14 protein-coding genes are annotated in these 11,151 nt (G+C 61.6%); 6 read left to right on the top strand and 8 right to left on the bottom strand.

Annotated elements, in window-relative coordinates; translation table 11 throughout:
- Positions 1-2,051, top strand: a 2,051-nt coding sequence (locus AAAB16_RS15825) for an EAL domain-containing protein (protein WP_340664185.1), incomplete at its 5' end; no start/stop codon positions are given.
- Between the two features lie 66 nt (positions 2,052-2,117).
- Here AAAB16_RS15825 and AAAB16_RS15820 read toward each other — a convergent pair.
- Together AAAB16_RS15820 and AAAB16_RS15815 are read right to left on the bottom strand one after the other, a co-directional pair.
- On the bottom strand, positions 2,118-2,549 hold the full coding sequence (locus AAAB16_RS15820; protein ID WP_340664184.1) for an anti-virulence regulator CigR family protein: 432 nt from the start codon (positions 2,547-2,549) through the stop codon (positions 2,118-2,120).
- 136 nt (positions 2,550-2,685) lie between these two features.
- Positions 2,686-3,294 carry a glutathione S-transferase N-terminal domain-containing protein gene (locus AAAB16_RS15815; RefSeq protein ID WP_340664183.1) on the bottom strand — a complete coding sequence of 203 codons (609 nt, stop codon included), beginning with the start codon at positions 3,292-3,294 and terminating at the stop codon, positions 2,686-2,688.
- A gap of 129 nt (positions 3,295-3,423) precedes the next feature.
- On the opposite strand from AAAB16_RS15815, the gene AAAB16_RS15810 reads away from it, so the two are divergent.
- Complete coding sequence (locus AAAB16_RS15810) at positions 3,424-3,852, top strand: MarR family transcriptional regulator (RefSeq protein ID WP_340664182.1); 429 nt, start codon at positions 3,424-3,426, stop codon at positions 3,850-3,852.
- Positions 3,853-3,857: 5 nt separating this feature from the next.
- Here the strand turns inward: AAAB16_RS15810 and AAAB16_RS15805 are convergent, their stop codons facing one another.
- From AAAB16_RS15805 to AAAB16_RS15790, 4 genes are all read right to left on the bottom strand, one after another.
- Positions 3,858-4,871 (bottom strand): alcohol dehydrogenase catalytic domain-containing protein, encoded by a 1,014-nt coding sequence (locus AAAB16_RS15805; protein ID WP_340664181.1) that lies wholly within the window; start codon positions 4,869-4,871, stop codon positions 3,858-3,860.
- A 4-nt stretch (positions 4,872-4,875) separates the two neighbouring features.
- A complete protein-coding gene (locus AAAB16_RS15800) occupies positions 4,876-5,307 on the bottom strand; it encodes a PaaI family thioesterase (protein ID WP_340664180.1) in 432 nt (143 codons plus the stop codon).
- A complete protein-coding gene (locus AAAB16_RS15795; protein ID WP_340664179.1) occupies positions 5,300-5,755 on the bottom strand; it encodes a nuclear transport factor 2 family protein in 456 nt (151 codons plus the stop codon). Before AAAB16_RS15795 ends, AAAB16_RS15800 begins: the two co-directional genes overlap by 8 nt.
- 136 nt (positions 5,756-5,891) lie before the next feature.
- Positions 5,892-6,329, bottom strand: coding sequence for a GFA family protein (locus AAAB16_RS15790; RefSeq protein WP_340664178.1), 438 nt, complete (start codon positions 6,327-6,329; stop codon positions 5,892-5,894).
- 97 nt (positions 6,330-6,426) lie between these two features.
- On the opposite strand from AAAB16_RS15790, the gene AAAB16_RS15785 reads away from it, so the two are divergent.
- Complete coding sequence (locus tag AAAB16_RS15785) at positions 6,427-7,341, top strand: LysR family transcriptional regulator (protein ID WP_340664177.1); 915 nt, start codon at positions 6,427-6,429, stop codon at positions 7,339-7,341.
- Here AAAB16_RS15785 and AAAB16_RS15780 read toward each other — a convergent pair.
- Complete coding sequence (locus AAAB16_RS15780; RefSeq protein WP_340664176.1) at positions 7,338-7,733, bottom strand: MerR family transcriptional regulator; 396 nt, start codon at positions 7,731-7,733, stop codon at positions 7,338-7,340. The genes AAAB16_RS15785 and AAAB16_RS15780 overlap by 4 nt on opposite strands.
- A 72-nt stretch (positions 7,734-7,805) precedes the next feature.
- Here AAAB16_RS15780 and AAAB16_RS15775 point away from each other — a divergent pair, with 72 nt between their 5' ends.
- Positions 7,806-8,780 carry an aldo/keto reductase gene (locus AAAB16_RS15775; protein WP_340664175.1) on the top strand — a complete coding sequence of 325 codons (975 nt, stop codon included), beginning with the start codon at positions 7,806-7,808 and terminating at the stop codon, positions 8,778-8,780.
- 234 nt (positions 8,781-9,014) lie between these two features.
- Here the strand turns inward: AAAB16_RS15775 and AAAB16_RS15770 are convergent, their stop codons facing one another.
- On the bottom strand, positions 9,015-9,983 hold the full coding sequence (locus tag AAAB16_RS15770; RefSeq protein ID WP_340664174.1) for a LysR family transcriptional regulator: 969 nt from the start codon (positions 9,981-9,983) through the stop codon (positions 9,015-9,017).
- A 131-nt stretch (positions 9,984-10,114) separates the two neighbouring features.
- On the opposite strand from AAAB16_RS15770, the gene AAAB16_RS15765 reads away from it, so the two are divergent.
- Together AAAB16_RS15765 and AAAB16_RS15760 are read left to right on the top strand one after the other, a co-directional pair.
- Positions 10,115-10,906 carry a helix-turn-helix domain-containing protein gene (locus tag AAAB16_RS15765; protein WP_340664173.1) on the top strand — a complete coding sequence of 264 codons (792 nt, stop codon included), beginning with the start codon at positions 10,115-10,117 and terminating at the stop codon, positions 10,904-10,906.
- On the top strand, positions 10,903-11,151 hold a 249-nt coding region (locus AAAB16_RS15760), incomplete at its 3' end, for a 7TM-DISM domain-containing protein (protein ID WP_340664172.1). The genes AAAB16_RS15765 and AAAB16_RS15760, both read left to right, overlap by 4 nt.

The raw sequence follows: 11,151 nt of genomic DNA, 5'->3' as shown, positions 1-11,151 counted from the left end.
GGCAACCCGCGTTGGTGGCCGCGGCCGCTATTACCCCTGGAACCGATCCGACGGTGCAGGCCGATGGTAGGTTGCCATCGGTATTGATCTTTGTCCGCGTGCTGGATGGCGCTGCTCTTGAGACGTTGGGCAAGGAGTACGGGGTAGAGGGGCTGCGCACTGCTAGCGCAGATGAGCTGCAGAGCACGCCCGCTGTTGCCTTGGGAGAGAATGGCCTCGCAGGAAGCCTGCTTTGGAATCCGGAAAAGCCTGGCCAACGCTTGCTGGGCTTGGGGTTACCGCTACTGGGTGTTACCGCGTTTTTGGTCTGCCTGATGGCGTGGGCGTTGTTGCGCCGCACCACGGTAAGCGCTCATGCGCTGGATGCCAGTTATCTATCGCTGCAACGCAGCCAGGACGCGTTAGGTATCAGCGAGGCGCGTTTTCGCGACATCGTGGAGATCAGCTCTGACTGGATATGGGAAATCGACAGTCAGTGGCGTTTTACCTACCTGTCTGAGCGTTTCGAGGCCGTTACCGGGCTGGCTAGAGATGCCTGGATTGGCACACCGATTGATGAGCTTCTGAGCACCGAGTACAACACGCTGTCGCACTGGTTGAGCGTGGCCAGTCGTCGTGCAGAGAACAGCATTCATTGTCGCTATATGGGCAGCAACGGTCAGGAGCGGGTAACGCGTATTTCAGCGCGCACCATGCAGGGCCAGGGCTTTCGCGGTACTGCCACCGATGTCACGGGGGAATTCGAAGCGCAGCGACAAATCGAATTTCTGTCACGCCATGATGCCCTCACCGGGCTGGCCAACAGAACGCGCCTGCACGAGTTCCTTGATGGCAAGCTCAGGGCGATGCCGACACGTGAACAACCCCTAGTGATGCTGTACGTGGATCTCGATCGCTTCAAACCGGTCAACGATTTGCTCGGCCATGCCGCCGGTGATCGGGTGCTCAATGAGGTGTCCACTCGCCTGGCCGAGTGCGTTCGGCAAGAAGACTTGGTCGCCCGAACGGGCGGCGACGAGTTTGTCCTGATCCTCTCCCATATCGGCGCGCAGAGTAACGTCGAAGCCTTGTGCCAACGTCTGTTGGACTCTATCGAGCGCCCCATCGATATCGATGAGCAGCGTACCTATGTCAGCGCCAGTATTGGCATCGCCATGGCACCCAATGACGCGCTGGAAGCCGGTGAGTTGCTGCGCTATGCGGACATCGCTTTGTACGAGGCCAAGGCGGGCGGGCGCAGCACTTGGCGTTTTTACTCAGGCGAGATGAACGTCAAGATCATTGAGCGGCGGCGTTTGGAAACCGACCTGCGTTTTGCCATCCAGCACGGCGAACTGCGGCTGCATTTCCAACCGCGTTTCCGCCTCGCTGACGGCCAGATGGTCGGCGCTGAAGCACTGGTTCGCTGGCAACACCCGCAGCGCGGGCTTATACCGCCGGACACTTTTATCCCGATTGCCGAGCAGGCTGGGTTGATTATTCCGTTGAGCGACTGGGTAGTGCGCACCGCCTGCCAGCACGCTGCGCAGTGGCCGACCCATCTGTTTTTATCGATCAATCTATCCCCCATCGAATTTAAAGGAGGGCATCTGGCCGAGCGTATCGGCAAAGCCCTGAGCGACTCGGCCATCAACCCTGCCCGGGTGGAGTTGGAGATCACCGAAAGCGTCATGATCGAAGACGCCGACGGCGCCCTGGAGGTGATGCATGCCCTCAAGGCGCTCGGTGTTCGCTTGGCAATGGACGATTTTGGAACAGGCTATTCCTCGCTCAGTTACTTGCGCACTTTTCCCTTCGACGGTTTGAAAATTGACCGAAGCTTTCTCAGCCCGATGTTGGGGAGTGAGGAAGACAAAGCCGTGGTCCTGGCGATTGTGGGGCTGGGGCACGCCTTGTCGCTGACCGTTACGGCCGAGGGCATTGAAACGGCCGAGCACCTCAACATGCTTAAAACAATTTCATGCGATGAGGGGCAGGGCTATTTACTCAGTAAACCCTTGGATAGCGAAGCCTTTGAGGCGTTGTTAGGCAAAGCGGACGTGGACGTATGAGCGTTAAGCCGCCCGTTATCCGCCTCACAAAGGGCGTTTAGCGGGCGCTGCCTGGAACTGCGCCAATCAGTCAAAAGCCCCGTTCAGCACCTCATAGACCAGACCGGTTGCTATCGCCACGAGGATCAAGTCGGTTCCCGCTTGCTGCCATTCGTAGCCACTGTAACGCGGTAACTGGGCCAGGAGCCGGTTATCCAGCTTCTTGGCAATGCCTGGGGGCAAGGGCTTGCCCCTGGCCAATTTTTTCTGAATGCCTGGCGGTAGCGAAGCAGCGGGGCTCCAGTAGTCGCGATGGTTGCCGAGCACACCCAGCACGTCTGAGGTATTAATGTGCGGGGCACCGCTCCAGTTATCGCCATCACCTGCGGCCCCTCGCGCATCTTGGGAATGGCCCTTGTCGTTACCGTGCCCTTTGCCTTTACCGGAATCTGCGAGAGAGAGGGGTGAGCCAAGGCTTAACGCAATACCGAGACATCCAACAATAACCGGCCATTTCATACTGTTTGCTCACGTGCAGGGGGTGTCTGGTGCAGTGTAGTCACTGCGCTAGCTGCCAGACAGTGCAAGGCCAATGGTCGCCATGTGGACGGCAGCGCCTGGCGATTGCGTGGCCCGCACGCTTTACCCCCTGTGCTTAAACAGGTGCCGTGAGTCGCATGGAGTCGCGGGTAGCAAATACCGCGTGGAACGCGGCCAGAGCGGGCGCCGCGCTGCGCCAGTCCAGCTCGGCGAAACGAAAATCCAGATAACCAAGGGCACACGCTACAGTGATCTGGGCGATGTCCAGCGTGCCCTGCAAGTCGCCCGCCTGAGCCTCCAAAGTTAGTAACGCGCGCTGTATCTTGCCGGTCTGGCCGTCGACCCAGGCGTCCCATTGCTGTTCAGTGGGCCGCACGGCGCGCTCATAGCGGACCAGCAACGCGGCGTCCAGCAGGCCATCGGCCACTGCCGCCAACCGCAAGCTACGCCAGCGGGCGGGAGCATCGACGGGATACAGCGGCGGCTTGTCGTGCAAGCTGTCTAGGTACTCACAGATCACCCGGCTGTCGAACAGCGCCTCGCCGTTGTCGGTCAGCAATACCGGCACCTTTCCCAGTGGATTGAGGGCGTTGACCTGAGCATTTAGGCTGGTCGGCAACACGGCAGTGTCGAGCAGTTGCATGCGCGATAGCAGGCCGGTTTCGTGGGCCATAACGCGCACTTTGCGGGCGAATGGCGAGGCAGGCGCGTGGATCAGTTGCATGCGGGGTTCTCCTGAGCGGGACGGCTTGTTGTTGTTCGCGGCAGGCACAAAGGCTTAGGCTCTGCGCCATTCAATGGGGGTAGGCATGGCATGGTTATAGACAGAAAGATCAATTCGGCATCGGTGCGAATGAACGCGCTGGACCCGCTCGATCACGCCCTTGAGCTGTTGCATTTCGGCTTTCGCGGGCTGACGGTGGAGGCCGACGCGTATCTGCAAACCGAGGGGTTGTCGCGGGTTCATCACCGCATGCTGTATGTCATTGCCCGCGCTGAAGAGCTCAACGTCGGCGAGCTGGCCGCCACCTTGGGGGTGAGCAAACAGGCGGCGCATCGGCCCCTGACCCATCTGTTCGAGCGCGAGTTGGTCTGCTACAGCCGGCAACCGCAGCGCCACCGCTTCAAGCTGCTGGCGCTTACCGAGCAAGGCCGGGCGCTGGAACAGCGGGCCACGGAGCTGGAACGGCAGACACTGCGTGAAGCGTTTGCTCACACCGACACGCAGGGCCAGCAAGCCTGGACCCTGATCATGCAAGCATTGGCCGAACGCCTCAATTGAGGCCATCAGGTGATGCGCTCGCGGACCACGATGCACTTCGCCAGGGGTTGCACCAACGCCTCGGTGGCTTCGTCGCACGACACCACGGTCGGGCTCACCAGTAATGGGTCACAGCGGCCGCTGCCGACCAGATCGAACACCGTGGGAATGTGCGGGCGCACGTTGCAGGCGCCGACTGAAAGGGTGACGCCGCGCATATACAAGCCGAACAACGGAATCTTCGGGTCGTCGAAAATGATGCCGATGCACGAGCAGTGACCGCCGGGCGCCAGCGCCAGCAAGCCGCGGTGCAGGGCATGCGGGTCGCGGGTGGCCGAGACCACCACGTCGTAGCGCTCATCCAGCACCTGAGCGGGCTCAATGTTGGCGCCGCTGCGCTCGGCCAGGTCGCGGCGGTAGTCGTTGTCATCGAGGTAGTCGACGCTGCCCGCGCCTGCGGCAACGGCCATCTGCACCGCCAATACTCCGAGGCTTTCAGTACCCCCGACCACCAGCACCCGTGCGTCCTGCCGTGTCGCAATCGGCGTGCTCGCGGCGACCCAGGCGTCGGTCAGGTTGTCACTGGCGCTGGCCACGGCCAGCGGGTTCAAACCCGGGGGCAGCGGCACCAGCATGGCATCGGCGAAGGGCACCTGAACCACTTCGGAAAACAGTCCGCCCCAGTTGCCACCGGCCGGCACCCCGTAGGCTGCATGACGCGGCACGGTGGTGCAGGCGGTGGCGCGCCCGGCCAGGCACTGGCGGCATTCGCCACAGGCTATTTTCCACGGTACTGACACCAGGTCGCCACGCTTTACGCTGTGCACCTCGCCGCCCACTTCCAGCACCTCGGCCACGCACTCATGGCCCAGGGCAAATGGCGGTTTGAACGGCGTGAGGCCGGCGATCAAGCGCCGGTCCAGATCGCACGAGGCCGAAGCGATGGGGCGTACCAAGGCACTGCGTGCGCTGGCGAGGGTAGGCGTGGGCACTTGCACCCAGGCCAGTTGGCCGGGGCCACGAACAATTAGCTCCTGCATGGCGCTAGTCCTTGACCAGGAACGTGGTGGTGGCCTTGGCGTAGAGCTTGCCGGCGCCATCTACCACCTGAGCGTCGCAAATGGCCAGGCTGCGGGTTCGTTCCACCAGCCAGCCTTGCACCTGGTAAACCTCACCAATGCGCAGCGGGCGCAGGTACTTCACATTCAGGTCGACTGTTGAGTGCGGGGTGTTTGCCTCAAGGGTCGAGAACAGCGCGAGCGCTGCTGCACCGTCCAGGGAGGTGGCGGCAAAACCGCCGTGTACGGCGCCGGCCGGGTTGAGGTGGCGTTCGTCGGGACGCGCTTCGAGGGTAATGCGCCCAGGCTCTACAGCCACCGCGCGAAGGCCCATGGTATGGCCGATGGATGGGCCGGGCAGTTCACCGCGGATAAGGGCGCGCAGGGCCTGTAGGCCTGATGGCGTTGGCTCAGTCATGGAGCGTTTCCTCGGGTGCTACGGCACCGTAGAGAGCGGGATGAATCGCGGCCAATTGCGCCGCTGTGTCGGGGTATTCACGGAACGCGCTGATCAAACCGTCGCGCAGGCTGAACAGATGAGCCCAATGGTTGACGTAGAGGCGACCGCTGGCCTTGACCCGGCAGCGCGCGCTGCCCAACGCCACCACCTGGCCCTGAACGACGTCCACCACCAGCGAGCTGGGGGCAAAGCTGAGAAACTCCAGGTGCTCATCCAACTGAGCGATAAACCCCAGCACGCCGGCATGACCATGGTGCTCGCCAGACCAGGGCATAAATGCCGCCAGCCCAGGCGCCTGCCAGCAACAGTCGTGGGTACACAGCGGCAGCAACTGCTGCGGCTCGCGGGCGGCAAAGGCGGCATAAGCGGCCTCTACTACTTGGATCAGGGCGTGACGATCTGGCATGTGAACCTCGCAAGGTAGCGACCGGAAAAATAACGTCTGGTGGCTAACCTATACGGGCATCAATGCTAAGGTCAACATTGTTGATTTGACAGTGAAAAGGGCATTTCCGCCATCGCTCCCCAGCGCTAAAACGGCTTTAGCGCTTGCTCAGGGCACTGGCGAACTGCTCCGGTGTCGGGCTTTGTGGCCAGCTTGGAACGCCTTCAGGAACGGCCAGCCAGGTCTGTTTGCTGCGCGTCCAGATATGCGCTGCAGGCACCAGATCAGCAGCGCCCGTCAGTGTGCCGGCGCGTAATACGAGCAAACCCGGCGCAGCAGTGGTGGTGTTGAACAGGCGCGTATGGCACACCGCGCAACAACGCTGGTTAGACACGTGGCCCCCATGCTCATGGCTGTACTCGGCCAGTGGCCCGGTTATGCTCAGCGCGCCCTCGGGCAGCAGCGCATGCAGGGCAAAGGCGCTGCCACTCCAACGTTGGCAGGTCGTGCAGTGGCAGGCGTAGACGGTTGGCGCGGTGTCCTGAACGAGGCTGTAAGTGACGGCGGCACAATGGCAATGGCCGGTGATGGTCATGTAACGCTCCGAGGCTGTGGAAAACGGCCGGGCAGGATGGCGTAATCGGCGGCCGGCTCACATCGGCAAAAGTAAACCATCGGTTAGTAGGAAATGTATGAGCATCAATGACCTCGAATGGGAAAACCAACGGGTCTTTCTGGCTGTGTTGCGCAGTGGCAGTTTATCCGGCGCAGCAAGAATGCTGGGCATTGCCCAGGCCACCGCACGCCGGCGTATCGAGAAGTTGGAGGCGGCACTGGGCACCAGTCTGTTTACTCGCACGCCTTCGGGCTTAGTGCCCACGGAGCAGGCCCATGCCCTGGGCGAACATGTGGATGCCATGGACAACGCCGCCCGCGCGTTCAACCGCCGGGCCAGCGCGGGCGCCGGCAGCGTGCGCATCACCAGCAGTGAGCTGCTGGGTGTGGAAGTGCTGCCACCGCTGTTGGCTGGGGTGCGCCAGGCGTTACCGCAGTTGCGCCTTGAACTGAGCATCAGCGACCGCCTGGAGGCGCTGGCGCGGCAAGAGTCGGATATCGCCGTGCGCCTGCAGCGTCCCACCGAGGCCAATGTGGTCACCCGTCGGGTGGGCGCACTGCGGGTGGGCCTTTACGCGACGCCAGCATGCATCGAGTGCCATGGCTTGCCGCCCTCGCTGGCCGCGCTGCAGGACATGCCGGTGATTGGCCCGGACCGCCGTCTAGCCGACCACCGCCGTCTGGTGCAAGAAGGTGCGTTCACAGCGGAGCAAACCTTCCTCGTATGCAGCGATAGCCACCTGGCGCAGTACGCCGCGTTGCGTGCAGGCCTGGGTTTCGGCCTGTGTGCGCAACAGCTGGCTGAGCCGGCGGGCTTGGTTCAGGTGTTGGCGGGCGAGGTGGCTATGGAAGTTGATATATGGATTGCCATGCACCACGACCTGCGCCGGGTAAAGCGTGCGGCGACCGTGTTCGATGTGCTGGCGGCGGCGCTGGAAGCCTTCCTTGCCGGCGCCGTGCGCCGGCCGCCACACCCGGTGCATTCGCCTTAGCACGGTAGCTCGGCAAATTGCGGTGCATTGTCGGCCTGCCCATTTTCGATCCACTCCACCTTGTCTCGCAGAAACAGCAAAGCCGCGTCGATGGCCGTGCGCTTTTCTTCCAGGCGGTCAATCTGCTGGTTGAGCACTTCGCAGGTTCGTGCCGCCGAGCGCGCGCTGCCCCGGTATTCGGCTTGCAGCGCAGCGATCTCGCGCAAGGAGTAACCCAACGATTGCTGCAGGCGAATCATGCGGGCGGTGGTGAGGTCGGTAGCGGAAAACCGCTGGTAAGTATTTTCCCCAACCTGTTGCCCCCGAGTTGGCGCCAGCAAGCCCTTTTTGATGTAGAACCGGATGGTGTCTACCGGCAAGCCTGAGGCCTTGGAGAATTGAGAAATCAGCATGCTTGGGCTCCTTGACCCTGGACTAAGGTCCGCCGTTAGAACGTCACCTCCAAACTGTGGAGGTAACCAATGATGCCTGCTGTTATTGCGATGACGCACCTGGGAAATCGGGGGCCGCTGGTCGGCGTGCAAGGGCTGGGTTGTATGGGCATGAGCGAGTTCTATGGGGCAACCGACGAGGCGCAGGCGCAGGCCACACTCGAGCGCGCCCTGGAACTGGGGATCAACCTGTTCGACACCGCCGACATGTACGGCTGTGGCGCCAACGAAAAACTCTTAGCGCCCTTTATCAATAAACACCGTGACAAGGTGGTGGTGGCCACCAAGTTCGGCTACGTGCGCAGTGCCGACAACCCGGATGACTGGAGCCTGAGTAACGAGCCCTGTTACATCCGTGCAGCCGTTGACCGTTCGTTGCAGCGCCTTGGCGTCGACTGCATCGACCTGTATTACATGCACCGCCGCGTCAGCGATGTGCCACTGGCTGACTCTGTAGGGGCGATGGCTGACCTGGTTGCCGACGGCAAAGTGCGCTGGCTGGGTTTGTGTGAAGTCAGCGCCGAGGAACTACGCGCCGCCCACGCGGTGCATCCGGTTACGGCCTTGCAGTCCGAGTGGTCGCTGTTTACCCGTCAGTTGGAAAGCTCGGTCATCGCGGCGGCCTGCGAACTTGGCGTGGCCCTCGTGCCCTACGCACCGCTGGGCCGTGGCCTGCTCACCAGCAGCACGTTTGCCAACGGCTTATCCGAGCAGGATTCACGACTGAACTTCCCGCGCTTTACCGCGGCGAACCAAACGACCAACCAGGCGCTGGCCCAACAGGTGGAGCGATTGGCGGCGCAGCGTGGCATCACTGCCGCGCAACTGGCCCTGGCCTGGCTTTACAGTCGAGCGGAACAACTGCACGTAACTGCGGTGCCGATTCCCGGCACGCGCAGCCGTCATCGTCTTGAGCAAAACGCGGCTGCCTCGGGCATGCGATTGAGTGCGGCAGATATGCAGCTGCTGGATTCGATTGCGGCCCACGTACAGGGCATGGCTATTTAGGCAGTCGCTCAGATTGCCTAATAGATTCGATTTATCCCGACTAAGGCAGGTGCGCCTCGATTTTATAAAGCGATTGATCGAGAAGGAGCACAAGCGGCAAAAGCGTTATGCCACTAGCCGTGCACTGCACGCTTTTGGCCGATTGCGTTTATGGCTTGCCCCCCGTTGAGCAGAAACCATGGTGGTTTACTCATGACTGCTGGTCCACGGTCGCTATCGGGTTCCCTGTGGTCGTCAAGGGCCGTCTGCAAACGTCGTCGCTTGCTGTTTAAGCGTTTCCCGTATGTGCTCGATAAAGTGCCGCGTCGCCGAAGAAATCCCTTTGCGCGGGAGCGTTAGCGCTCTAAGGATGACTACGCCGACGCGCTCGTCAGCACACGCCCGTTGCAGTTGCAGGGTTGCAAGTTCGGCTCGGCAACTATGCAGCGGCACGTAGGCGAGGCCCATGCCGGCGCGCGCGGCTTTTAGTGCGGTTTGCGCGCATTCCACTATTAACGCCGGTTTTACAATTCGTCTGGTTTCGCGTGCCAGCGCCCAAGGCTCCGCTCGAGAGGCGCTGCCTGTGGCGATAAGAAAGCTGTCAGCAACGTTGGCTAAATCCTTCGGCTGTCCCATTTGTTGCAGCAGCGAGGGGCTTGCGACAATGATCATCTGCAGTTCGGCAAGCTCACGGGCAACCACATTGCCCGGGTTCGAAACGGCATTAATAGTGAGTGCAAGGTCGAGGCTTTTAGCGCCCAGGTCTATAGGACCGTCGTGTACCACCAGCGAGAATTGCACATGGGGATAGGTGCGTTGAAAGCTGGCCATGGCTGCCAAGGTCCAGTCGCTCAGCGCGCTAGGTACCGCAAGCTTTATCAGCCCCGTTGGCGTGCTGGCCGATTCCTGAGCGGTTAACATCACTATGTCCAAGGTGCCCATCAGGTCCAGCGCGTAACGGTATATCTGCTCGCCCACCGTGGTCATGGTGCAGAATCGGGCGCTGCGATTTAGCAACTGGGCATTAAGCTGGCGTTCCAAGTCGGTAATACGCCGGCTAAGGCCGGACTTGCCAATTCCCGTCTGGTCAGCCGCTGCCGAAAAACCACCGGCTTCTACCACGCAAACAAACCAATACAGGTCGCTCAGTAAATTGGCGCGGGTGACGGCTTCAGGTTGTTGCTTGGGCAACGGTTGGTTGTCGGATTTTGCGCGCTTGGGCATGTGTCCCCCTGTGTTTGTTGCGCTATGGTATGGCCCCCGCAGACGGCCTACCTTTGAATGCGCGGGTCGGGCTTTTGAATGCGGGGACGCTGCCCAAAACAGGGCGAAGTGCGCAGCTGGGGGAAGGGAACATGAGCATGCCGGCGAATTATGTGCCGCAGATTTTGGTCATTGATGATGTGCCGGAAGATATCCGCTCGTTATTGACGTTGCTGCGTGCGCAACCTTGGCGCTTGTCGTTGGCCACCGATGCACGCCAAGGTTACCAGCGCGCGCTGGCGCTGCGTCCGGACTTGATTTTGCTAGACGTGCGCATGCCGCAAATGGATGGCTTCACCCTCGGCCGTTTGCTGCGCGAAGCGCCAGCGACCCAGCGCGTGCCGATCATTTACCTGACGTCTGCCGGTTCGCTGGAAGAGCGGCTGGAAGGGTTGTCGCTGGGCGGCGTCGATTACGTGCTGAAGTCGTGCGAGCCGCAGGAAGTGCTGGCGCGCATGCGCATCCATCTGCAACTGGCGTGGCGTGAAACCACGGTGATGCAGGCTCATTCGGCTACCGAATCATCATCGCCGGACGAGCTGATACTGCGCGCTACCATGCGCCTGATTGGCCAGAGCCTCGATGAACTGCCATCGCTGGCTGATCTGGCGCGCAAAGTAGGCACCCATGACAAACGTTTGTCGACCATCTTCCGCGAGCACCTGGGCACCACGGTGTTTGCCTACGTGCGCGATGCGCGCATCCGCCGTGCTCAGGAGTTGCTGGCCGACAGCGCGCTAAGCATGCAAGACATTGCCGAACTGGTGGGTTTTCGCAGCGCCTGCAACTTCACCACCGCTTTCCGCGAACGGCAGGGCATCACTCCCAGCCAATTCCGCCAACAAATGCAGGACACCCCGCCACAGGTGCCGGCTGCGCAATGATGCGCTTCGTCTTACTGCTCGTTGTGCTGTGCGGCCCGGCGCTGGCGTTTGCCCTGCCGCTGTGCGGCGCTGGCAAAACCGACCTGAGCGGCCAGGTGCAACTGCTCGAAGACCCCGGTGCCGCGCTGACGCTGGAGCAGGTTCAAGCCAGCAATGCCTTTGTCACCCAGCAGCGCTTGCCGATTGTGCGCGAATACGGCCGCGCTGCGTACTGGCTGCGCCTGCCGATAAGCAACCACGGCGCG

The sequence above is a fragment of the Pseudomonas sp. genome (assembly GCF_037994325.1).
Taxonomy (GTDB): Bacteria; Pseudomonadota; Gammaproteobacteria; order Pseudomonadales; family Pseudomonadaceae; genus Aquipseudomonas.
Note: the sequence above shows the minus strand (reverse complement) of the source record. Positions and strands in the feature narration are given on the sequence as shown.